This window comes from Actinophytocola sp. KF-1 (assembly GCF_054661535.1).
Map to the genome: position 1 here is coordinate 316,622 of NZ_BAAFVK010000009.1, position 21,327 is coordinate 337,948.

At 72.4% G+C, this 21,327-nt stretch carries 22 protein-coding genes and 1 pseudogene; 7 read left to right on the forward strand and 16 right to left on the reverse strand.

Annotation, left to right across the window (positions count from 1 at the left end; all coding sequences use genetic code 11):
• The first annotated feature begins 79 nt into the window (after nucleotides 1–79).
• Entirely contained in the window at nucleotides 80–2,473 is a 2,394-nt protein-coding gene (locus ACYQ77_RS27590) for a CDP-alcohol phosphatidyltransferase family protein (RefSeq protein ID WP_459716287.1), read from the forward strand.
• Nucleotides 2,470–3,174 (forward strand): creatininase family protein, encoded by a 705-nt coding sequence (locus tag ACYQ77_RS27595; RefSeq protein WP_459716290.1) that lies wholly within the window; start codon nucleotides 2,470–2,472, stop codon nucleotides 3,172–3,174. The genes ACYQ77_RS27590 and ACYQ77_RS27595 overlap by 4 nt, the downstream gene beginning before the upstream one ends.
• Before the next feature lie 77 nt (nucleotides 3,175–3,251).
• Here the strand turns inward: ACYQ77_RS27595 and ACYQ77_RS27600 are convergent, their stop codons facing one another.
• The 3 genes from ACYQ77_RS27600 to ACYQ77_RS27610 all read right to left on the reverse strand — a co-directional run bounded on the left by ACYQ77_RS27600 (nucleotide 3,252) and on the right by ACYQ77_RS27610 (nucleotide 4,979).
• Nucleotides 3,252–3,848, reverse strand: a complete 597-nt coding sequence (locus ACYQ77_RS27600; protein ID WP_459716293.1) for a helix-turn-helix domain-containing protein — start codon at nucleotides 3,846–3,848, stop codon at nucleotides 3,252–3,254.
• Nucleotides 3,849–3,875: 27 nt separating this feature from the next.
• Nucleotides 3,876–4,484: a DUF6928 family protein gene (locus ACYQ77_RS27605; RefSeq protein WP_459716295.1), complete on the reverse strand. Its 609-nt coding sequence runs from the start codon at nucleotides 4,482–4,484 to the stop codon at nucleotides 3,876–3,878.
• 99 nt (nucleotides 4,485–4,583) lie between these two features.
• A complete protein-coding gene (locus ACYQ77_RS27610; RefSeq protein ID WP_459716470.1) occupies nucleotides 4,584–4,979 on the reverse strand; it encodes a RidA family protein in 396 nt (131 codons plus the stop codon).
• A gap of 86 nt (nucleotides 4,980–5,065) precedes the next feature.
• Between ACYQ77_RS27610 and ACYQ77_RS27615 the strand changes: the two genes are divergently transcribed.
• A complete protein-coding gene (locus ACYQ77_RS27615; protein ID WP_459716298.1) occupies nucleotides 5,066–6,022 on the forward strand; it encodes a helix-turn-helix transcriptional regulator in 957 nt (318 codons plus the stop codon).
• Nucleotides 6,023–6,041: 19 nt separating this feature from the next.
• On the opposite strand, the gene ribA is transcribed toward ACYQ77_RS27615, so the two are convergent.
• The 7 genes from ribA to ACYQ77_RS27650 form a co-directional block, all read right to left on the reverse strand.
• On the reverse strand, nucleotides 6,042–6,650 hold the full coding sequence (gene ribA, locus ACYQ77_RS27620; protein ID WP_459716300.1) for a GTP cyclohydrolase II: 609 nt from the start codon (nucleotides 6,648–6,650) through the stop codon (nucleotides 6,042–6,044).
• Nucleotides 6,647–7,600, reverse strand: a complete 954-nt coding sequence (locus ACYQ77_RS27625) for a lysylphosphatidylglycerol synthase transmembrane domain-containing protein (RefSeq protein ID WP_459716302.1) — start codon at nucleotides 7,598–7,600, stop codon at nucleotides 6,647–6,649. Before ACYQ77_RS27625 ends, ribA begins: the two co-directional genes overlap by 4 nt.
• Nucleotides 7,597–8,616: a glycosyltransferase gene (locus ACYQ77_RS27630; RefSeq protein ID WP_459716304.1), complete on the reverse strand. Its 1,020-nt coding sequence runs from the start codon at nucleotides 8,614–8,616 to the stop codon at nucleotides 7,597–7,599. Before ACYQ77_RS27630 ends, ACYQ77_RS27625 begins: the two co-directional genes overlap by 4 nt.
• Nucleotides 8,613–9,011, reverse strand: coding sequence for a 6-pyruvoyl trahydropterin synthase family protein (locus tag ACYQ77_RS27635; RefSeq protein WP_459716306.1), 399 nt, complete (start codon nucleotides 9,009–9,011; stop codon nucleotides 8,613–8,615). Before ACYQ77_RS27635 ends, ACYQ77_RS27630 begins: the two co-directional genes overlap by 4 nt.
• Nucleotides 9,012–9,032: 21 nt before the next feature.
• On the reverse strand, nucleotides 9,033–9,998 hold the full coding sequence (locus ACYQ77_RS27640; RefSeq protein ID WP_459716308.1) for a zinc-dependent alcohol dehydrogenase: 966 nt from the start codon (nucleotides 9,996–9,998) through the stop codon (nucleotides 9,033–9,035).
• Complete coding sequence (locus ACYQ77_RS27645) at nucleotides 9,943–10,932, reverse strand: hypothetical protein (protein WP_459716310.1); 990 nt, start codon at nucleotides 10,930–10,932, stop codon at nucleotides 9,943–9,945. The genes ACYQ77_RS27640 and ACYQ77_RS27645 overlap by 56 nt, the downstream gene beginning before the upstream one ends.
• Nucleotides 10,933–11,070: 138 nt before the next feature.
• Nucleotides 11,071–11,226: a hypothetical protein gene (locus ACYQ77_RS27650; RefSeq protein WP_459716311.1), complete on the reverse strand. Its 156-nt coding sequence runs from the start codon at nucleotides 11,224–11,226 to the stop codon at nucleotides 11,071–11,073.
• A gap of 18 nt (nucleotides 11,227–11,244) precedes the next feature.
• On the opposite strand from ACYQ77_RS27650, the gene ACYQ77_RS27655 reads away from it, so the two are divergent.
• Nucleotides 11,245–11,862: a hypothetical protein gene (locus tag ACYQ77_RS27655; protein ID WP_459716314.1), complete on the forward strand. Its 618-nt coding sequence runs from the start codon at nucleotides 11,245–11,247 to the stop codon at nucleotides 11,860–11,862.
• A 79-nt stretch (nucleotides 11,863–11,941) separates the two neighbouring features.
• Here ACYQ77_RS27655 and ACYQ77_RS27660 read toward each other — a convergent pair.
• The 6 genes and pseudogenes from ACYQ77_RS27660 to ACYQ77_RS27685 form a co-directional block, all read right to left on the reverse strand.
• Nucleotides 11,942–12,256: pseudogene (locus ACYQ77_RS27660) on the reverse strand (transposase); the annotation flags it as partial.
• 127 nt (nucleotides 12,257–12,383) lie between these two features.
• A complete protein-coding gene (locus ACYQ77_RS27665; protein ID WP_459716316.1) occupies nucleotides 12,384–12,674 on the reverse strand; it encodes a transposase in 291 nt (96 codons plus the stop codon).
• 128 nt (nucleotides 12,675–12,802) lie between these two features.
• Nucleotides 12,803–13,036 (reverse strand): hypothetical protein, encoded by a 234-nt coding sequence (locus tag ACYQ77_RS27670; RefSeq protein WP_459716317.1) that lies wholly within the window; start codon nucleotides 13,034–13,036, stop codon nucleotides 12,803–12,805.
• Nucleotides 13,033–13,935, reverse strand: coding sequence for a hypothetical protein (locus tag ACYQ77_RS27675; RefSeq protein WP_459716319.1), 903 nt, complete (start codon nucleotides 13,933–13,935; stop codon nucleotides 13,033–13,035). Before ACYQ77_RS27675 ends, ACYQ77_RS27670 begins: the two co-directional genes overlap by 4 nt.
• Nucleotides 13,935–14,204: a WXG100 family type VII secretion target gene (locus ACYQ77_RS27680; RefSeq protein ID WP_459716320.1), complete on the reverse strand. Its 270-nt coding sequence runs from the start codon at nucleotides 14,202–14,204 to the stop codon at nucleotides 13,935–13,937. Before ACYQ77_RS27680 ends, ACYQ77_RS27675 begins: the two co-directional genes overlap by 1 nt.
• A 24-nt stretch (nucleotides 14,205–14,228) precedes the next feature.
• Nucleotides 14,229–17,861: an FtsK/SpoIIIE domain-containing protein gene (locus tag ACYQ77_RS27685; protein ID WP_459716322.1), complete on the reverse strand. Its 3,633-nt coding sequence runs from the start codon at nucleotides 17,859–17,861 to the stop codon at nucleotides 14,229–14,231.
• Nucleotides 17,862–18,242: 381 nt separating this feature from the next.
• Here ACYQ77_RS27685 and ACYQ77_RS27690 point away from each other — a divergent pair, with 381 nt between their 5' ends.
• The 3 genes from ACYQ77_RS27690 (at nucleotide 18,243) to ACYQ77_RS27700 (ending at nucleotide 21,258) form a co-directional block, all read left to right on the forward strand.
• Entirely contained in the window at nucleotides 18,243–18,920 is a 678-nt protein-coding gene (locus ACYQ77_RS27690; RefSeq protein ID WP_459716324.1) for an NADase-type glycan-binding domain-containing protein, read from the forward strand.
• 44 nt (nucleotides 18,921–18,964) lie between these two features.
• Nucleotides 18,965–19,705, forward strand: coding sequence for a hypothetical protein (locus ACYQ77_RS27695; RefSeq protein ID WP_459716325.1), 741 nt, complete (start codon nucleotides 18,965–18,967; stop codon nucleotides 19,703–19,705).
• Nucleotides 19,706–19,929: 224 nt separating this feature from the next.
• Nucleotides 19,930–21,258: an endo-1,4-beta-xylanase gene (locus ACYQ77_RS27700; protein ID WP_459716327.1), complete on the forward strand. Its 1,329-nt coding sequence runs from the start codon at nucleotides 19,930–19,932 to the stop codon at nucleotides 21,256–21,258.
• The last annotated feature ends 69 nt before the right edge of the window (nucleotides 21,259–21,327 follow it).

Genomic DNA, 21,327 nt, shown 5'->3' on the forward strand with positions numbered 1-21,327 from the left:
CCGGTTCAGAACGTCCCGGTGCAGAACCATCCCGCGGTGGCATGCGTATTGACAGGCGACCAGATCTTGGGAGGAACCCGTGGCAGCACCGACCGCACCCACGCTCGACAGCCCGCGCACGCCGGTCGCGCCCGGGCCTGCGCCGACGCCGGTGCGGCGACCACTGCCCCCGCACGTGCCGCTGACCGTCGCCTTCGTCGCGCTGGTGGGGCTGCTCGCGGCGCTCACCGGGATCGCGGGGCTGTGGCCGCCGAGCTGGCTCGCGGCGATCACGTTCGCGCTGGCCGGCTGGGCGGTGCTCGCCGACGCGCTGCCCAGGTACGGGGTGCGCCGGTTCGGGCCTGCCGACTACGTCACGCTCACCAGGTCCGTGCTGGTCGGCGGCGTGGTCGCGCTGACCGCCGACACCACCCACCCGCGCGGGTCGGTCTGGCCGCTCGTCGTGGTCGCCTCGGTCGCGCTCGCCATGGACGCGGTCGACGGGCGGGTCGCGCGCCGCACCGGGACCGCGTCGGAGTTCGGGGCGCGGTTCGACATGGAGGTCGACGCGTTCCTCATCCTGGTGCTGAGCGCGTTCGTCGCCACGGACCTCGGCTGGTGGGTGCTCGCGATCGGCGCCATGCGGTACGTGTTCGTCGCCGCGGCCCGGATCTGGCTGTGGCTGGGCGCGCCGCTGCCGGTGCGCGTGAGCAGCAAGGCCGTCGCCGCCGCGCAGGGCATCGTGCTCACGCTCGCGACCGTCCTCCCCCACACCGTCGCGCTGGTGCTGGTCGCCGCCGCGCTCGCCGCGCTGACCTGGTCGTTCGCCCACGACGTGCGCTGGCTGTACCAGCGCCGCGACACCACGCCGGGCGAGGCACCCGCGGGGCCCGCCGCGGGTGAGCGGCCGCGGCGCAGGCGCGTGCTGACCGCGCTCGCGTGCGTGCTCGTGCTGTTCGCGCTGCTCGCGCCGAGCAAGCTGACCGACCTGTCCCTGGCCGTGTTCGCCCGCATCCCGGTCGAGGGCCTGGTGCTCGCGGCGCTCGTCCTGGTGCTGCCCACCAGGACGCGGCGGGTGGCGGCCGTGCTCGCCGGGATCGGGCTCGGCGCGCTCACGATCACGAAGCTCGTCGACATGGGCTTCCAGGAAACCCTTGCCCGCCCGTTCCACCCGGTCTATGACTGGACGTTCTTCGGCCCGGCCGTCGAGTTCCTGAACGACTCCGCTGGCTGGTTCGCCGCGGCGGGCGCCGTCGTCGCGGCCGTCCTGCTGGCGGCCGGGCTGATCGTCGGCATGACACTCGCCGTGCTGCGGCTGACGACGGTCGCGGTCGGCAGGCGCGCCACCGCGACGAGCTGGCTGGCGGTGACGGGCGTGATCTGGGTGGGCCTCGCCGTGCTGGGCAACCCGGTCGCGACGAACGCCGCGTCCAACGAGGTGTTCGACGACCTGCGCCAGGTCCGCGCCGACCTGCTCGACCCCGGCGCGTTCGAGGCGCAGATCGCCGACGACCCGTTCCGGTACGCGCCGGGCGCGGACCTGCTGACGGGGTTGCGCGGCAAGGACGTGCTGCTCACGTTCATCGAGAGCTACGGGCGGGTCGCCGTGGAGGACCCCGCGATCGCCCCCGGCGTCGACGCGGTGCTCGACCGGGGCACCGACCAGCTGCGGGCGGCCGGTTTCGAGGCGCGCAGCGCGTTCCTGACGTCGTCGACGTTCGGCGGCGGGAGCTGGCTCGCGCACGCCACCGTGCAGTCCGGCCTGTGGGTCGACTCGCAGCCGAGGTACGACACGCTCGTGGGGAGCCCCCGGCTCACGCTCACCGGCGCGTTCGACCGGGCGGGCTGGCGGACCGTCGGGGTGTCGCCGTCGATCGTCGCGGACTGGCCGGAGGCGGAGTTCTTCGGCTACGAGAAGGCCTACGTGCGGGACAACGTCGGCTACCAGGGGCCGAACTTCTCGTACGCCAAGATGCCCGACCAGTACACGATGGCCGCGTTCCAGCGCAACGAGCTGGCGGCGGCGGACCGCGAGCCGGTGATGGCGGAGATCGACCTGGTGTCGAGCCACATCCCGTGGACCCACCTGCCCCGCATGATCGACTGGGACGACGTCGGCGACGGTTCGGTCTACGACCCGATGCCCGCGCAGGGCAAGTCGAAGGCGGAGGTGTGGGCGGACACCGGGAAGGTGAAGGCGGCGTTCGGCGACTCGATCGAGTACTCGCTGCACACGCTGATCTCGTTCCTGACGACGTACGGCACCGACGACACCGTGCTCGTCTTCCTCGGCGACCACCAGCCGAGCCCGGTCGTGTCCGGCGAGAACGCGTCGCGCGACGTGCCGGTCACGATCGTCGCGCGGGACCCCGCGGTGCTCGACGCCGTGGCAGGCTGGGGCTGGCAACCGGGGCTGAACCCGAGCCCGTCCGCGCCGCTGTGGCGGATGGACCAGTTCCGCGACCGCTTCCTGACCGCCTTCGGAGCCCGATGACCACGCTGCTGCCGACCCACACCTCCGCCGACGCGCGCGGCCACACCGTGGCCGTGCTCCCGGTCGGCAGCTTCGAACAGCACGGCGCTTTCCTGCCGCTGGCGACCGACACGGTGATCGCGATGACGATCGCGTCGTCGGTCGCCGAGGCGTACCCGGTACTGCTGCTGCCGCCGGTGACGATCTCCTGCTCGCACGAGCACGCGGCCTGGCCGGGCACGGTGAGCATCTCGGCGCCCACCCTGTACGCGATCGTCCGCGACGTCGCGGAGTCGTTGCGGCACAGCGGGATCCGGAAGCTGGTGCTGGTGAACGGGCACGGCGGGAACTACGTGCTCGGCAACGTCGTGCAGGAGGCCAGTGCCCGGGGCGAGCGGATGGCGCTGTTCCCGACCGAGGTCGACTGGCTCGCCGCCCGCGCCGCGGGCGGTGTGGAGACGGGGCCGGAGACCGACATGCACGCCGGGGAGCTGGAGACGTCGCTGCTGCTGCACGCGCACCCGTCGCTGGTCCCCGCCGACCACGCCCGACACGACGAACGCGCCGACGACCGCAACCGGATGCTCACCGTCGGGCTGGGGCCGTACACGGAGTCCGGTGTGGTCGGTCACCCGTCGCTCGCGACCGCGGCGAAGGGGAAGGCCGCGCTGGCCCACCTGGTGGCGACGTTCGCCGACGTGCTGTCCGCTCTGGACCGCTAGCCCGGGCCTGGGCCATGCCGTGGACGACGCTTCCGGGCGTCGGGCGTCCGGAAAGGCGCTTCATGACACCGAGAGCGTTATTCAGAAGTGGGGTCACCAGCCGAGGCGGTAGTACTCGAGGGTGGTGATGATGCGGATGAGGTTGGGGAGTTCGGCGAGTCGTCCGCGGTAGCCGGTGGCGGGGATTTTCCAGTTCTTCCAGTGAGCGATCGCGCGTTCGACCGCGACCCGCAGGCTGGCGATACTGCGGTTCCCGACCTGGGTGGCCGGGTCGTGGTCGGCGTGGCCTGGGCGTTTGCGGCATGGCCGGCTTGGTAGCCGAGGTCGCCGAGGGTGGGTGTGCGGGCGAGGAGCTGGTCGAACCCGACCGCACCGAACGCGGCCCGATCGTGGGTGACCCGATCGGTGCGGCGGTTCCCGACCGGCACGATCGTGCCGTCCGCGACAACCACCCGCCCGGCCAGCACCTCAGGCAGGGGTGGCCGGTGCAAGCAGGTGACCTGCTCGACCAGCGGCAACATCGCCCGGTAGACACGGGACACCGTGGGCTGGGAGATCCCGAACCAGTCCGCCAGCATCGTCTGCGACAGATTCGACCGCAACAACACCAGCGTCAGCACCACCCGCCGGTACAACCCCAGCACCGGCGGCCGACCCCGCTTCGCGGGAGCCATGACCTGGTGAATCCGGGCCTCCGACGCTCAGCGCGGTTCGGTGGCGAAAGCCATCAGGACGATCTCCTCGATGTCAGGATCGTCGTCCAGGTACACGCCTTCGTAGGTGAAGCCGAAGAACGCGCGCAGTGCGTCTTCGGCGAACTCGAGCGGGTGGAACGGCAGCGCGTACTCGTCGCCCACGGGCCGCTCGCCCGCCCAGTACGGCGCCTCGAAGTCGAACGGGACGCCGACGTTCTCGGTGATTCCCGAGCCCGGTGACAGGCTCACCGCCCGCCGCAGTGTGCCGTCCGGGTGCCAGACCGCGAACGCACCCCAGTCGACCACGCTGTGCATGGCGTGCACGTACGTGGTGCGGCCGGCCGCCTCGGCGAGGAAGCGCGGGGCCACCCGCGATGGCATGTCCAGCGCGACCTCGCCCGTGCACACGATGGACAGTCCGGCGAAGGAACCGGCGTGGACGACTCCGTCGGGCGGGTTGCCGTCCGCGAGGCACGTGTCCTCGAGCGGCGTGGCCCCCGGGTACAGCCGCTCCACCAGCGCGCGGGTCGCCGCGCGGTCCGGCTCCGCCGCGGTCCGCAGCAAGGGCCGGACGTCGCCGTCCGCGTACACGATCATCCAGTCCTTCGCGCCCACGACGCCGGACTCTAGGCCAGGGGCCGGCCGCACCCGGAGTCCGCCTCGGCACCGCCGGTGCTGCTCGTGCCGGCCCACCGGCACGAGCAGCACCGGGGGTCACGCGACCGCGGTGCCCTCGAGTTCCACCAGCTGGCCGGGGACGGCGAGCCGTGTCACCCCGAGCATCGTGGTGGCCGGGGCCACGCCCGCCGCGCCCAGCCGCGCCGCCAGCACGCCGTAGTGCGGGAACAGCTGGTCGACGTCGGTCGTGTACACGTTGAGCCGGACCAGGTTCGCCAGGGTCATGCCCGCCTCGGCGAGGACGGCCTCCAGGTTGTCGAGGCTCAGGGCCAGCTGGGCGGCCATGTCACCGTCGTGCAGGGGCCGGCCGTCGCCGCTCATGGCGGTCTGGCCCGAGCAATACAGGGTGCGCGTGTGCCCGGCGACCACCTCCCCCTGGTTGAAGCCCATCGCCACCGACCACGTCACCGGGTTGACGGCCGTTCGTTCCACTGCCACATCAGCTCCATTCTTTCGGTGCGCAGAGCCTCGCAGCGAATCACGACATCCTGTGTCATGTATTCGGCTAGGGTGTGCGGGTGCGCGCCGACCGGTTGGTGTCGCTGGTGCTGCTGCTGCGCCGGCACGGCCGGCTGTCCGCGGCCGCGCTCGCCCGTGAGCTCGAGGTGTCCACCCGCACCGTGCTGCGTGACATCGACGCGCTGTCCTCGGCGGGTGTCCCCGTCTACGCCGAACGCGGCAGGCACGGCGGGTTCGCGTTGCTGCCCGGGTTCCGGACCGAGCTCACCGGGCTGAACCACGACGAGGCACTCGCGTTGCTGACCGCCGGTTCGGGGCAGGTCTTCGGCCTCGGCTCGGCCCTGGCGTCGGCCACGCGCAAGGTCGTCGACGCGCTGCCCGAGACCCATCGCGCCACCGCGAGCGACGCGGCCCAGCGCTTCCTCGTCGAACCGGAGACCGACCTGCTCTCCCGCAGGCAGGCCACCGAGGAACTGCCCGCTCCGACGATGATGGCGATCCGGCGGGCGGTGCTCGCCGGGCACCAGCTGCGCATCCACTACGCCGCGGCGGGCCACGGCCCGGAGTGGCGCACGGTGGACCCGATCGGGCTGGTCACCGTGCGCGACCGGGGTTACCTGCTCGCCACCCGGTCCGGTGCCGACCGGACCTACCGGCTGTCGCGGGTGCTGGCCGCCGAGGAGCTGCCCGAGCCCGCGCAGCGGCCCGAGCGGGTCGACCTGGACCGGGTGTGGCGGGAGCGGTGCGCCCAGTTCCTGTCCGACGGGCACATCGCCGTGCTGGTGCGGGTTCTCCCGGCGCGGCGGGAGGAGCTGCTGCACACCGCGGTGGCGGTGCGCGCGGCGGTGACCGACGCGGACGGGTGGGTGCGGGTCGAGGTGACCTTCCAGGACCTGCGCCACGCCGAGTGGGCGCTGTGGCAGCTCGGCACGGACGCAGAAGCCCTGGCGCCGGAGGTGTTGCGCGCCACCCTGCACGACCGCGCCGCCGCGATCACCGCCCGCTACTCGTCCTGAGGCCGGCCGCCTCGCGCCCCTACGCCAGGTGCGGCAGGAGGTGGTCGAGGCGCTCCCGCTTGGTCCGCAGGTACGGCAGGTTGTCGTCGTTGGGGGCGACCAGGATCGGCACCCGTTCCTTGACGACGATCCCGTTGCGGCGCAACGAGTCCAGCTTCTCCGGGTTGTTCGACAGCAGCCGCACCTCGGACACCCCGAGGTCACGCAGGATCTCCGCGGCCACGTCGTAGTCGCGGGCGTCGACCGGCAGGCCCAGCGCGAGGTTCGCCTCGACGGTGTCGAGGCCGTCCTCCTGCAGGCGCATCGCCGCCAGCTTCGCCAGCAGGCCGATGCCCCTGCCCTCGTGGCCGCGCAGGTACACCACCACCCCGGCGCCCTCGGCGACGATGGCACGCATCGCCGCCGCGAACTGGTCGCCGCAGTCGCAGCGGGTCGACGAGAACACGTCGCCGGTCAGGCACTCGGAGTGCAGGCGGGTCAGCGGCGCGGTGCCCGTGACCTCGCCGTACACCAGCGCCACCTGCTCGTTGCCGAGTGCGTCCAGGTAACCGACCGCGCGGAACTGTCCGTACGCCGTCGGCAGCCGGGTCTCCGTGACCCGTTCCACCACGCTCGCCAGGTTCGTCATGCCACCCTCTCCCGTCTGCGGACGAGCATCAGCGCGCCCGGCAGGCTCGCCACGAGCCCCAGCAATCCGTAAGCCACCGCCGCCGTCAACCCCTGTGCCGCCCCGAGCCCGGCCGCCGCGAACATCAGCGCCGTCACGCCCTCCCGGGGCCCCCACCCGCCGACGTTCACCGGCAGGCCCATCGCCAGCAACGCCACGACCACGATCGGCAGCAGCTGCTCCGGCGACTGCGTCGCGCCCGCCGCCTTCATCGCGATCAGGAACAACGTGACGTGCCCGGCCAGCGCCAGCGCCGACAGCAGCGCGACGCCGGGCCACGCGTCCCGCGCCAGCAGGCCGTTGCGGATGTCGTCGACGGTGCGCCGCCACCGCGACGTGGTCCCGATCCACCGCCGCGCCACCAGGTAGCCGAGCGCGAGCACCGCCACCCCGGCGACGATCGCCAGGCCGGCGCCGCGGGCGGGTCCTGCCAGCAGCACGACGGCCCCCGCCGCGATCACCACGGCCTGCCCGGCCATCCGTTCCAGGACGACGGCACGGACACCAGCGCCGACATCGCCTTCCTCCCTGCCGTGCTCGACCGCCCGCTGGACGTCGCCGAGCACACCCGCGGGCAGCACCGCGTTGAGGAACAACGCGCGGTAGTAGTCCGCGACCGCCTTCCCCAGCGGCAGCCGCAGGCCCAGCCGCCGCGCGACCAGGCACCACCGCCACGCGCACAGCACGGTCGTCGCCAGCCCGATGACCAGGGCGGCGAGCAGGTCCGCGGCGTCGATCACCCGCAGGCCGGCGACGAAACCCCCGGTGCCCAGCTTCCACACCAGCGCCACGACGATGCCTGCGCCGACGGCGAGCTTGAGCCACGCCCACAGCTTCCCGGCGCCCGCGCGCACCGGCTTCTCCTCGACCGCCGCCTCCCGCTCCGGGAGCGCGACGACGGCGGCCGTCACCGGAGCACCCCCGCGAGCCGCTTGGCCGCGGTGGGCCAGTCCGCCACCTCGCGGGCCCGTGCCGCGGCACGCAGCCGGTCCCGCAGGTCCGCGTCGGTGAGCCAGCGGCGCAACGCCTCCGTCAGCGCCTCGACGTCGTCCGGCGGGACGAGCATGCCTGCGCCCGGCCCCAGCGTGTGCGGCAGCGCGTCCACTTTCGTCGTCAGGACCGGGATGCCGCGCACCAGCGCCTCGGTGACCACCATGCCGAACGTCTCCCGGCGTGACGGCAGCACCAGCAGGTCGGTCTTGGCGAACGTGGTCTCCAGGTCGGCGTCCGGCAGCGGCCCGGCGAGGATCATCTTGTTCGCGATGCCCAGCCGGTCGACGAGCCCCTGCACGCGCCGGACGTAGCCGGGGTCGCGGCGCACCGAACCGACGCACAGGCACGTCCACGGCAGGTCCGCGAGGTTGGCCAGCGCCTGCGCCAGCACGTCGTGGCCCTTGCGCTGGGTCACCGACGCGAGGCACAGCAGCTGGTCGCCGGACTCGGTGCCGGTGGCGAGCGGGGCCGGGTCGGTGCCGGGCGGTGCGGTGCGCACGCGCTTCGGATCGAGGCCGTGGTGGGCGATCGCGCGGCGGGCGGCCCACTCGCTGGTGGCGACGACCGTGCTCGCGGCACGCAGCACCTCGCGTTCGCGGCGGTCGAGGCCCGCGGCACGCTCCGGCGGCACGCCGGTCTCGTCGGCGAGCTGCAGGTGGAGGAGCACGACCAGCCGCAGCCTGCGCGCGTGCGGCACGACGACCTCCGGCACCCCGCACGCCACCAGTCCGTCTATCAATGCGACGGACCCGTCGGGGATCTCGCCCAGCCGGTCCGCGAGCGCCACCCGCGCCTTGGTCGACGGGGTCGGCCAGCGGCCCGCCACCGGCACCTTCTCCAGGCCAAGCAGGTCGCACATGCGCCGGTCGTAGGTGTTGCCCCCGCTCGCGACCGTCACGTCGTCGATGTCGGCGGGCACCACGAACGGTGTCACAGCGACCGCCGGTAGCTCGCCCAGGCCACATGGGACTCACGCAGCGTCACCGAGATCTCGGACAGCCCCCGCGCGCCCTCGCCGAGCGATCCGTTGTGGACGCGGTCGGCGAGCCGGTCTGCGATCACCTTGGCGAGGAACTCGGTCGAGGTGTTGACACCGGCGAACTCCTCGACCTCGTCGAGGTTGCGGTAGTTCAGCTCCCCCAGCACCGCACCGAGCTGCGCGGTGGCGAGTCCGATGTCGACCACGATGTTGTCCGCGTCCAGCTCGGCGCGGGAGAAGGTGGCGTCCACCACGAAGGTCGCGCCGTGCAGTTTCCGGGCAGGCCCGAACACCTCCCCGGTGAAGCTGTGCGCCACCATGATGTGGTCACGGACGGTGAGGCTGAACAACCTGCGCCTCCTACGCTCGACTCAGTCGCTGTCGTAGGTAACACGCAGGCAGAGAGAAGACGGTTCACCGCTGATCAAGGCGGGCAGCGCGGCCGGCAGTTCGTCGAACCGGCACTCGTCGGTGATCAGCGCGTCGAAGCCCGGGTCGGTCAGCAGCTCGAGTGCCGTGGCCAGGCGTTCGGCGTGGCTGCGTGGCCGGTTCGGCGACACGGTCCCGACCTGGCTGCCGCGGATGGTGAGGCGCCGCGAGTGGAACCACTCCCCCAGCGGCACGGCCACCCGCCGGTCCCCGTACCAGCTCAGCTCGACGCACACGCCGTCCGGGCGCAGCAGCTCCAGCGCCCTGGCGAGCCCGGCGTCGGACGCGCTGGCGTGCACGACGAGGTCGCAGCCGCCGAGCGCGTCGCCGGGCAAGGCGAAGTCCACCCCGACGGCCTCGGCGATCCGCGCCCGCGCCGGGTCGACGTCGACCAGCTGCACCCGCACCGCGGGCAGCCGCCCGAGGATCGCGGCGACCGACGCGCCGACCATCCCGGCCCCGATGACCGCGATCCGGTCCCCCACCTGCGGCGCGGCGTCCCAGACGGCGTTCAGCGCGGTCTCGACGGTGCCCGCGAGCACCGCGCGCGCGGCGGGCACGGCGGCGGGCACGACGGTCACGGCCGCCGACGGCACGACGTACCGGGTCTGGTGCGGGTAGAGGCAGAAGACGGTCCGGCCGGCGAGGTCGGCCGGTCCACTCTCGACGACGCCGACGTTCAGGTAGCCGTACTTCACCGGGGCGGGGAAGTCGCCGTCCTGGAACGGCGCGCGCATCACGTCGTGCTGGCTCGCGGGCACCCCGCCGCGGAACACGAGCGCCTCCGTGCCCCTGCTGACCGCGGAGTAGACGGTCCGCACGAGGACGTCGCCGTCGCCCGGGGCGGGCAGCTCAACTGGCCTGATCTCTCCTCGGCCTGGCTCGCGCAGCCAGAACGCCCGCTCCATCGTCGGCCCTCCCCGGTCTCGCCACGTCCCAGCGGACACCGTAGGCCATGCCGGGCGCGAGATCGGTGAACGACGCCTGCACCTCGGCCGCGGCGTCGGCGTAGACGGTGACACCGCCGGTCGCGGACGGGAAGTCGCGGGGCTGGACGTGCTCGAACGTGGTGATCCGCGCGGGGACGCGGCGGCGGTCGAAGCGGACGCGCAGGTCGAGCGCGGCGCACGGGTGCTCGAGCACGCGCACGAACCACGGCCGGGCGTGCTGGTCGCGGCCGAGCTTGGCGCGCAGCACGATGTCGTGGAACTGCCCGTGCCGCAACGGTTCCGGCAGCCGCAGCGAGTACCCCGGCCGCCTGCCGGTGCGGGGCACGAGCGTGCCGCCGTGGAACAGGTCGACGGCGATGGCCGCCGACGGCACCGTGATGTCCACTTCGGACAGATCGTCGACGTCGGCCACGATGCGCCGTTGTTCCAGCACCTCCGGCCGGTCCCGGTCGAGGGCGAGCGTCGCGCGCAGTTCCTCGGTGTGCCACCGGGTGCCGTGCGGCGCCGCGCCCGTCTTCGGCGCGAACGCGGCGGCCACCTGGGCCAGGTGGTGGATGCCGTCGTCGATCCGCCTGCGCGCCGTGCGCGGGTCGCGGTTGAGCTTCTCGGCGGCCAGGTTCACCCGGTCCTGGTAGAGCGGCAGGCGCGCGTCCGGGGAGATCGCGAACGCGGCCATCACCGCGAGCCGCAGGTCCGGCGGGAGCTTCTTCGCCCAGTTCCCGAGGCGCTCGCCGACCTTGTGCCGGATCTCGGCGGGGCCGTCGGAGTCGGTGACCTCGCAGACGGTCCGCAACGTCGTGCCGACGCGCTCGTCGATTCGGCTGACGAACAGGCCACGGCCCTTGCGCAACACCTTGAGATCGCTGATCAGGTCCGTCAGGACGGCTGTCATCCGGGCTCTCCTCCCACGCCTCACCTCGTCCAGTCGCATGGCGACGGCACAATGTTTCCCGCGTGGCATGGATGAGAACTGGATAGAACCTGCAGGCGGATCCGCGGCCTCGAATTCACCGCGGAACCGCCGGTGCGGTCAGTCCTTGGCCGACTCGGCGACGCGGGCGTGGAGGCGGGCGCGGATCTCGTCGGGCGTGTACGCACGGCGTTTGCGCTCGGCGCGGGCGACCGCGACCCCGGTCGCGGCGACCCCGGCGAGCCCGGCCAGTCCGACGATCTTCCACCAGCGCACGGGCCTAGGCTACCGGTCGTGGCGCTATCACTGGACGAGGCGGTCGAACTCACCCGGACGGGCGACGTGTGGCTGTTCCGCGGCAGCACCGCCGCGGACCGCACCATCCGGCTGACCACGAACAGCCCGGTCAACCACGTCGGCATGGCGATCGTGATCGAGGACCTGCCGCCGCTGATGTGGCACGCCGAGCTCGGCAAGTCCCTGCGCGACCTGTGGACGGGCGCCCACCACCGCGGTGTGCAGCTGCACGACCTGCGCGAGGCCGTGGTCCAGTGGACGACCCGCTACCGGCAGCGGGCGTGGCTGCGCCAGCTCGAACCGGCAGCCGACGCGGCCATGGAGGACGCGGCGCTGCGTGCCGTCGCCCGCCTCGACGGCACGCCGTTCCCCTCGACCGCGCGGTTGTTCTCACGCTGGCTGATCGGCCGCGCCCCGATCCCCCGCACCCCGGAGTCGGACGCGAAGCTCGAGACCGCCTACTGCGCGGAGGTCGTCGCGCTCACCTACCAGGAGATGGGGCTGCTCCCCGCCAAACGGCGCGCCAACTGGTTCGACCCGGGCCGCTTCTGGAGCGGCGACGACCTCGCACTCGAACACGGCGCCCGCCTCGGCGACGAGATCGCCGTCCGCTAGGTCGTGTTTCAGATGTCATAGCCACTCGTTGATGGAGGCGATGACGAGGACGGCTTCGTAGCGGACGGCGAGTTTGTCGGGCGGTCGCCCCCCGTCCTTTGTTCTTGCGGTGACGGAGCTGGTCGACCGGTTGTGGAATGGTGGCCGCGATACCCCCTTCTCGCAGGTAGGCGCGGTTAGCGCGGGAGGAGTAGGCCCGGTCAGCCAGCACCCAGTCCGGGGTGGTCCGCGGTCGACCGCCACCGGTGCGGGGCACCCGGATCCCCGCGATCACGGCCCGGAACTGGGGACTGTCACCCCGCTGTCCCGCGGTCACCACCAGCGACAGCGGTTTCTGTCCCTGCTCGGTGGCCAGGTGGGTCTTGGTGGTGAACCCGCCCCGCGACCGGCCCAACGCGTGATCGTCGGGTTCGGTGTCAACCCCGCCCGGTGGCTCGTTCTGCAGATCCCCCTTTTCCTCGCGCCGGCCGCATGCTGATGCGCCCGCGAGATCGTCGAATCCACGCTCACGTCCCAGCAGATCACCCCGCCGCGTCCGCGCGGGCCTGCAACCCGGTCAGGATCCGTTTCCAGGTCTCGTCCCGCTGCCAGCGCCGAACCAGCCCATACACCGTCTGCCAGGGCCCATACCCCCGCGGCAGGTCCCGCCACGGCGCACCCACCCGCACCCGCCACCGGATCCCATTGATCAGCTGCCGCTTGCTCCACTTCGGCGGACGTCCTGACTTGTTCCCGACAGGCAGCAACGGCTCCAACACCGTCCACTGCGCGTCGGACAGATCAGCACGCCCCGCCACCACTACCCTGGCCACGAGGTCCCGGTAACACTGGTCTTCTTGGTCGTTGACCGATCTACCGGAGACCTCACCTATCTGATCAACGACACGCCGACACCACCCACGACGACCCGATCACCCAGCACCCAGCTTTGAAACACGCGCTAGGGGTCGGTGCCGAGGCTCCGCAGCCCGCGGAACACCGCGTCCACCGTGCGGTCCGCGCTCTCCACCGCGGCGAGCAGCCTGGTGGTCGCCGTGTCGACCGGCGTCGCGAACCGGTCGCGGAACGCCGCGCAGTGGCCGTCCCGCCACACGGAACCCAACCGGGACACCGCGGCCGAGAACGACGCGCGCGACGCGGTCACCGCCGCGGCGACCGCCGCCAGCTCGCTCACGGCCGGACCCGGGCAGGCAGCCGGTCGATGCCGAGCCGGCCGGCCAGCCAGATGCGGTGGTAGCCGTTGATCACCGTGAGCGTGCCGTCCGGCCCCGGCGCCAGCGTGATGCAGGTGTCGCCGAAGAACGCCTCGTAGACCCGGACGTGCGACACGGGAGCACCCACCCGTCCCGTCAGCTGGTCCAGCTCCCGCATCCGCGCATGCCCCGCACCGGAGCGCACCTCCGGCAGGACCACGCGTTCGAGCAGCAGGAGCCCGTCCCGCATCTCCTCGAACGGGACGTGCTGGAAGCTGCCGGGGCCTGCCACGCCGGAGTCCGACACGTCGATGTCGGCGAGGTCGACGACGACGTGGCCGACCGGCCCGGCACGCTCCGGCGCGGACGGACCGGCCGCGGCCGCCGGGCGTGCCGCGGCCGCGCCGGTCACGCCACCGCGCCCGAACGCGGGCGGCGCACCGAAGCGGGCCAACTGGGCGCGGAACGCGGCGTCGGCGCCGGTCAGCTGGTCCCAGAACCGGCCGAGCCGGTCGACCGCCTTCGGGGCCAGGTCCTCGACCGCGCGGGCGTGGGCGCCGACCGCGCGGGCCATCTCCTGGAGCGCGTCGTGCAGCTGCCGCCGCAACGCGACCGCCTGGTCCCGCCGTGCGACCGCGTCGCGGAGGCGGCGTTCCGCGTCGGCCCGCGCGCGCGGGTCCTGCGCGCCCGCCAGCGCGGCCTCGGCGGCCGCGACCTGGGCACACAGCCCGTCGATGGCCCGGTCGACACGGTCCCGCAGCCGGGCGGACGCCGGCCCGACGGCGTCGCGCGCACCGCGCACCGCCGTGGCGTGCGCGGCCAGCGCCGCACCCATCCTCGGCAGTTCGCCGGGATCGGTGAGGGTGATCGTCCCGGCCATCACCGGATCCGCATCGCGCGCAGGTCCTGCGCGAGCCTGCGCAGCGAGTCGGCTTGCCTGCCCACCTCCTCCGCCTGCTGCTGGATGGCGCGCACGAGCCGGTCGACGTCGCGTTTGAACCCGTCGGCGGCCTGCCCCCGGAAGGTCGTGAGCCGCCCGACCCCCGACCGCATCGCCGCCGCGCCGTTCGTGAGCTGGTCCCGGGTCTGCCGCAGTACGGCGGCGGCCCGGTCCAGTTCGTCCGGGTCCGCCTGGATCATGCCTGCCATGGCTCCTCCTCCGTCTCGGATGTGTCAGTCGCGGGTGGCGGCGGCCACCCACGCCGGCGCCGGTGACGGGAACGGGCGCACGGTCTCGCGCCGGTGGTCCTCCGGCTCGTCCAGGAGCGCGTACGCCACCCCGAGCTTGCTGGCGGCGGCCGAGCCGAGCACCCGCTGGGAGGTGTCCTCCGAGCACTGACCGAGCAGCCGGGCGCCGAAGTGCTCGAGCGTGCCGGGACCGAGCCGCCGCTCGATCGTCTCGACCGAGTCGGCGGTCACGAGCACGTGCACGCCCACCTCCGACCCGTCCGCGAGCACCGCGAGCAGGTCGTCCCGCGGCGAACCGGTGGTGTCGTAGGACGGCTCGCCGTCGAGTTCACGCGCGCGCTGGAGTGCGTTCACCACGACGAGCCAGGGCTGGGCCCCGTAGTCGTCGTCCTCGACGCGCCTGCGCACCTCGGCCGCCGCCGCCGCGAGGGTGCCGGCGAGCGCCTTGCGCCGCCGCCCCCACGTCACCGCACCGCGCCACGCGGCGAGCGCGCGCAACTCCTCGGCGTGGTCCTCGTCGTCGCCGAGGCATTCGACGATCGTCACCTGGGGCGGCACCGCGCTCGAGCGCACCGCGGTCACCGTGGCGACCATGGCCGCACCGGTGGCGTACGAGGCGTCCCGGTGCACGACCGCGAGGTGCCTGCCGCCTCGCCGGGACAGCTCCACGGCGCCGGATCCGCCGATCGCCACCGGCATCCCCACGTGCAGGCGGATCGACTTGCGCGCGGGCGTCGCCCGGCCGTCCAGCCACGCGGCGACCTGCTCGTCGTCGTCGACGGTGATCTTCCTGGTGCCGTCGAAGACCAGCGGCCGCCGGGTGAACCCCGCGGCGTCGGCCTGCTCACGCGACTGCCGCACGACGGCGCCCCGTGCCTCGTCGGTGGTGAACGCGACCTGGAACTCGACGTTGCCCTCCGGGCGGCCACCGTCCGCGTTGAAGATCGCCTCACCGCGCCGGGACAGGCGGGCGCCCGCCGGGTTGTCGTCGGCCAGGAAGAGCCGGGAGTCCGACTCGCCGGTCTTGAGGACGATGCGCACGGCGACCTGGTCCAGGGTGCTCCGCAACAGGCTCATGGTGCCCTGCCCGCGCAGCGTCTGCGTGCCGAGCACGGTGTGCAGGCCGAACGCGCGGCCCTGCCGGACCACGTGGTCGAGCAGCCGCGCGCACTCGTGCGCGAGCGCGTCGTCCTCGGAGAAGAGCACCTGGAACTCGTCCACGACGACCAGCACCCTCGGCAGTGGCTCACCCGTCCTCGCCCGGTGCTCGGCGAGGTGGTCCGACCCGGTGGCGCGGAACAGCGCGGCCCGCCGGTCGATCTCGTCCCGCAGGCCCCTGAGCACCGACAACCCGAAGTCCCGCTCGCTCTGGACCGCGACGACCCTGGCGTGCGGGAGCGCGCCCTCCGCGTAGGGCTGGAACTCCACGCCCTGCTTGAAGTCGAGCAGGTACATCTCGAGCTCCTCCGGCGAGTACCGGCGGGCGGAGGAGGTGATGAGGGTGTGGAACAGCGTCGACTTGCCGGAGCCGGGCAGGCCGCCGACCAGCACGTGCTGCGCGAGGTCCTTGCCGAGCCGCAGGTCCACCCGCGTCCCCCGGCCGCGCACGCCCAGCGGTATGTCCACACTGGACTGGGTGGTCGACGCGCCGTCCTCCTCGGCGGCGAGGCTGCCGGAGTGGATCACCACGTCGTCGACCTTGCCGCTCTCGAGCGCGTACCCGTTGACGATCTCGCTCGCCGCCGCGGCCGTGAAGACGGGGAACTCGCACCGCGTCCACGCGGAACTGTCCGGGCCGACCGTGATCGGGGCGTACGGACCGCCCGCGTGCCCGACGACCCAGATGCCGAACGGGAACGTGGCCGCGCCCCACCACGGCGGCAGCCCGGCGCGGTACTGGTTGACCCGGCCTGCGAACACCGGGTACGAGTGCGCCTTGGACACCGTCATGCCCAGTTCCGACCGGGCGGCCGGGTCGAGGACCGTCACCACGGAGATCCCCAGCCGGGCGCCCTGTTCGGTGATCTGCTTGAGCCGCTGCGCCGACTCCTCGGTGAAGCCGCGCGGGAAACCCGTCACGACGACGATGTGGTACGGCTCCGCGAGGGAGCCCGCCTTCTCGTTGTAGCTCTCGAGGTCGTCGAAGGTGTCCTTGAGGAAGCGCTGTTCCAGCTCGCTCATGCGGTCGCTGACCTTGCGCAGGGCGGTCGCGATCTCGTCGGGCTCCGACCACACCTTCTCGTCGATGAGCGACTTGTCGCCCTCGAGCAGTTCGAGGAACGGGCCGGCGCTCTGGCCCCGGCCGACGGGGTCGATCCAGGTGAGCAGCAGTTGCCCCGGCGCGGTCCTGGACATCTTGTCGAGCACCATGTTCCGCGCGCCTGTGCACGCCTGCTGGTACGGCAGGTCCTTCTCGTCGCTGAACAGCACCACGTTCGGGTGCTTGTTGGCGAGCTGGGGCAACCGCCAGTCCGCGTCCTCCAGCAGGATGTTCGTCCACAGCGTGTGCGGCGTCCGTTCGGACCCACCGCGCTCGGCGAGCACACGGCCGATGTAGGTCTGCTGCGGCCGCAGCTCGTCGGGCACCAGCGAGTACGGTCCCGGCGCGAACAGGTCGAGCGCCCGGGACAGCTCCCGCAGCACCTGCTCCCTGCGCGCCCGCGCTTCGGCGACGGCGGTGCGCGCCTGGTTGACCTTGTTCCGCCACAGCTTCGTGATGCGCATGCGCTCGGCGGAGAGATCACTGTCCGCCGCACCCATGACGAGCCGCTTCCACATGCCGCTGCGCTGGTACTCGGCGCGGTGGGCGATGACCGCCTTCAAGCCGGCCAGGGTGATCCCCGCGGCGGACAGCATCGACTCGGTGGCGGCGCTGAGTTTTCCGTTCTCGAGGTCGTTGAGGATGGCCGATGTCGACTCGGCCATCCGGTCGTGCTGCTCGGCCCGCGCGGCGATCTGCTCGCGCAGCCGGATCTCCGTGCGGACGATCTCCTCGGCGAGGTCGTTCGGCCACTCGTACCCCGCCGGTCTCGCGGCGTCGCGCGTGACCGTGCCCCGTTCCAGGTCACGCCACACCGGCTCCGGGGCGTTCACCGCGTGCGCCGCGACGCACAGCACGCGCAGCACCTTCATGAGGTCGTCGGTGATCGGGCCGCCGCCGAGGTACCTGTGCACCGCCGTGATCGAGGTGACCACGCCGAACACCGCGGCGCGCTGCCCCGCCGTGTCGAAGTGCTGGTGCTGGGGCGGCCGCGGGATGCCGCGCTTGTCGAACGACGCCAGCACCGCGTCGCCGTAGTCGTCCGGATCTTTCGAGAACGGGTCGATGACCGAGTACATCCAGTGTTCGGTCAGGTGCGGCAACATCTTCGTGCGATTCTCGGCGCCGGCGAATTCCAGGACGTCCAGCACGACCGTGAGCGCGTGGGCGATCTTGAAATAACAGCCGGCGTCGTCGAGCCAGCCGACGCGGTCGGCGAATCCCGCCCGCCATTCCGCGGCGAGCACCTGCTCGGAACGGTCCCGGAATTCCGCGCGCAGGCTGGTCAACGCGTCGGTCAGCGTCGCGGTGATCTCCCTGACCACCGCCGCCGGGATCTGCTTGTCGTCGTCCTGCACAGGGTCTCCTCGACATGACTGGGTGGGGTAGCCGGGCACGAACGACGTATCGAGAATGGGCGGGACGCCGTTAATGAACTCTTGATAACGGTCCGGACAACGTCCCACCGCGCGGATTTCCTGGCGTCAACCGGTAACGGAAACACGCGCCGCCTCGACGGATCAGCAGTCAGCCGAACCGGTCCGGAAGGAAATCACGCGATGCCCGAATTCTGTGCGACCTGCTTGCGCAGACGCGGCGCGGACGGGTGCTCGTGCACCGCGGCCGGCACGGGCCACACCGTCGCGTTCGCACCCCAGCCAGTCGCCGACCCGCGGCCACTCCCACCGGTGGTCGCGGTACTCGACACGCCTCCCCCGTTCCACTCCGGGAAGCGGCGGATGACGCGCGCTCTGGTGCTCACCGGTGTCGTGACCCTCGTCGTCGCGACGGCCGTGACGGCGGGCGTCCTGCTCGCACGCGACCGCACGGCGCCGGCCGGTGCGCCGTTCGCCGCGGGGGTGGTGGACACGCCCGCGGGCGGGGACGCCGACGACACCCCCGCCGCGGTCCCGCCGCTGAACAGCGGAGCACCGGCGGCCTCGGTCGTGTCGATCGCCGGCGCGACGGCCACCTGCACGTCGGGGCCCGGTGTGGACTCGGCGGGCAACCCGTTCACGTACGAGGCCACGAACGCGGTCGACTCCCGTGTGGACACCGCGTGGCGGTGCGACGGCGCGGGCACCGGGGCGCGGTTGCGGATCACGTTCGCCCAGCCCGCGCAGATCAGCTGGATCGCCGTGGTGCCCGGGTTCGCCAAGACCGATCCCTACGACGGGACGGACCGGTACGTGCAGGGCCGCAAGATCTCCGCGGCGCGGTTCGTGTTCGACGACGGCACGTACGTGGAGCACACGTTCGCGACGTCGTCGACCTCGCGCGAGCCGCAGGAGCTGCGTTTCCCGCCGGTCGTCACGGCGCACGTGGACCTGGTCGTCCTCGCGAGCGTGCCGGGCACGCCGACGAACGGCTTCACCGCGACCGACAAGATCGCGGTGTCCGAACTGGCGGTCGGCTGATGACCTTCTGCTCCCGTTGCTCCCGCCGCGAACCGTGCCTGTGCGTGCCCGAACCGCCGGCCGGGCCACCGCAGGCACGCGTGCCCGAACCAGAGCCCGCGTACTCGATGACGGAGCGGTTGCTGCGCCGCCGCAGGAACCGGCAGTTCCTGCTCGCGGCCACCGTCAGCGCGGCCGTGGTGCTGGGCGGCGTGGCGTTGTCGGCCGGCATCGACGACGCCGGACAGGACCCGGGGTTCGACGACGCGGGCGCGTACGCCTACCCGCCTGCCGCCGACCCGGCGACCGGTTGGGACACCCCGGTGACGTCCGGGCCCGCGCCGGACGGCGGCCTGCCCGGCGCGGGACTCGCACCGTCCGGCACCGCGTTCCCGGACTCGACCGCGCCGCTCGACAGCACGTCCGCCGACGCGGGCACACAGCTGCGGGAGCTGGCGGACGCCGACATGCCGGTCCTGCTGTCGGGTGTCGAGGGGCAGTGGGTGGCACAGCTCAGCTCGAAGCGGTTGGGCATGGTGGTCGACGGCGTGCGGTACGACGACGACGCGATCCTCGACGACCACATGGCGCTGCGCGCGTCGTACTCCGACGTCCGCCTGCTCTGGAGCGGCGACTGGGCCACGTTCTCGAGCACCGACTTCTGGGTGACGATCGTCGCGGTCCCGTACGCCACACCGGAGGCGGCCAACGCCTGGTGTGACGGGCAGGGGCTGTCCGCCGACGCCTGCTACGCCAAGCGCGTCGGCATGAGCGGCGGCGGGGACGGCAACACGTTACCCCGATAGTTTCACGAAACTCTCGGCTTTCGATCACGGCCCGATCGGCCTTGTGAAACAACAAAGGAACTTCTCGCAGCAGCCGAAACTTTCCGATAATGTTCCGGAAATCCATGATTGACAGCTCTTCGCTGGCGCACGCACAATCAGTTCAGCTGTAGCCGATCGCGATCGATTCGTTGCTCAGCGTTGCGCGGAAACCGCATCCTCTCACCGCCAGGAAACGAGCAGTCATGATCAGACAAACCGCCAGGAAGGTCCTGGTGCTGGCCGCCGCGGGCCTGGTGGCCTGCGCCGGGGTGGTCGTCATGTCCACCTCGGCGAGCGCGGCCACCACGCTCGGCGCGGCGGCCGCGGCGCAGGGCCGGTACTTCGGCACCGCCGTGGCCGCGAACCACCTCGGTGAAGCCGACTACGTGAACGTGCTGAACACCGAGTTCAACTCGGTCACGCCGGAGAACGAGATGAAGTGGGACGCGGTCGAACCGTCCAGGAACTCGTTCAACTTCGCGAACGCCGACCGCATCGTCACGCAGGCGCGCGGCCGGGGCGCGAGCGTGCGCGGGCACACGCTGGTGTGGCACCAGCAGCTGCCCGGCTGGGTCTCCGGGCTCGACACGGCGAACCTCCGCTCGGCGATGGTCAACCACATCAACGGGGTCATGGGCCACTGGAAGGGGCAGATCCACTCCTGGGACGTGGTCAACGAGGCCTTCGAGGAGAACGGCACGCGGCGCCAGTCGCCGTTCCAGCAGCGGCTCGGCAACGGCTACATCGAGGAGGCGTTCCGCGCCGCCCGGGCCGCCGACCCGGCCGCGAAGCTCTGCTACAACGACTACAACACCGACGGCCAGAACGCGAAGAGCAACGCCGTCTACGCCATGGTGCAGGACTTCAAGAGCCGCGGCGTGCCGATCGACTGCGTCGGCTTCCAGTCGCACTTCAACGCCCAGTCCCCCGTGCCGTCCGACTACCGGGCGAACCTGCAGCGCTTCGCGAACCTCGGCGTCGACGTGCAGATCACCGAACTGGACATCGAGGGCTCCGGCGCCGCGCAGGCGAACAACTACCGCACGGTCACCGAGACCTGCCTCGCCGTCTCCCGCTGCAACGGCATCACCGTCTGGGGTGTCACGGACAAGTACTCGTGGCGGCCGAACGGCACGCCACTGCTGTTCGACGGCAGCTACAACAAGAAGCCCGCGTACACCGCGGTGCTGGACACCCTCAACGGCGGCACGACCGACCCGCCGGACGACCCGCCGCCGACCGGCGCGTGCAGCGCGACCGTCGCCACCAACCAGTGGCAGGGCGGGTTCGTCACCACCGTGAAGGTCACCGCGGGCACGGCCGCGATCAGCCGCTGGACGGTCGCGATCACCCTGCCGTCCGGCGCGGCCATCGTGAACTCGTGGAACACGACGAGAACGGGCAGCAGCGGCGCCGTCCAGTTCGCCAACGCGGCGTACAACGGCGCGATCGCCCCGGGTCAGTCGACCGAGTTCGGCTACCAGGGCACCGGCACGGGCACGGGGGTGACACCCAGCTGCACGGCGTCCTGACCGGGGACGACCGCGGTGCGGGGGTGGGTCTGCCGCCACCCCCGCGCCGCGGCGTGCGCTGCGTCACGT